The sequence below is a fragment of the Streptomyces sp. NRRL B-3229 genome (assembly GCF_000719505.1).
Classification (GTDB): domain Bacteria; phylum Actinomycetota; class Actinomycetes; order Streptomycetales; family Streptomycetaceae; genus Streptomyces; species Streptomyces griseorubiginosus.
Genome location: NZ_JOGP01000109.1, coordinates 1 through 466 on the forward strand (window position 1 = coordinate 1; position 466 = coordinate 466).

The following is a 466-nucleotide window of genomic DNA, read 5'->3' on the forward strand; positions in this document are numbered from 1 at the left end:
CTGTTGCCCAGGCCGTAGGGAGGCCGCAGTGCGGAGTGATCGGATCGATTCGGAGACCGCCAGACCGGGACGCCGCCGGTGGTGGAGGGCGGTCCTCGCGACCGCCGCGACCATCGCCCTGGCGACGGGCATGACCGCGCCGGCCGCGGCGCGGGAGGCACAGGGGCCGCCGACGGCCCCCGCAGCCGCCCCCGACGCCACACCGCACACGGTGACCTACGACGGCTACTCGTTCCTCGTCGACGGCAGGCGCACCTACCTCTGGTCCGGCGAGTTCCACTACTTCCGGCTCCCGAGCCCCGACCTGTGGCGTGACATCTTCCAGAAGATGAAGGCCGCCGGCTTCAACTCCACCTCCCTGTACTTCGACTGGGGCTACCACTCGCCCAAGCCGGGCGTGTACGACTTCACCGGCGTCCGCGACGTCGACAAGCTCCTCGACATGGCCGAGGAGGCGGGTCTCTAC

Annotated in this window: 1 protein-coding gene; it reads left to right on the forward strand. The window is 70.6% G+C overall.

Annotated features, from left to right (window positions below):
* Positions 1-28 precede the first annotated feature (28 nt).
* The coding region (locus IF54_RS40220; protein ID WP_037821250.1) for a beta-galactosidase at positions 29-466 on the forward strand (438 nt) is incomplete at its 3' end.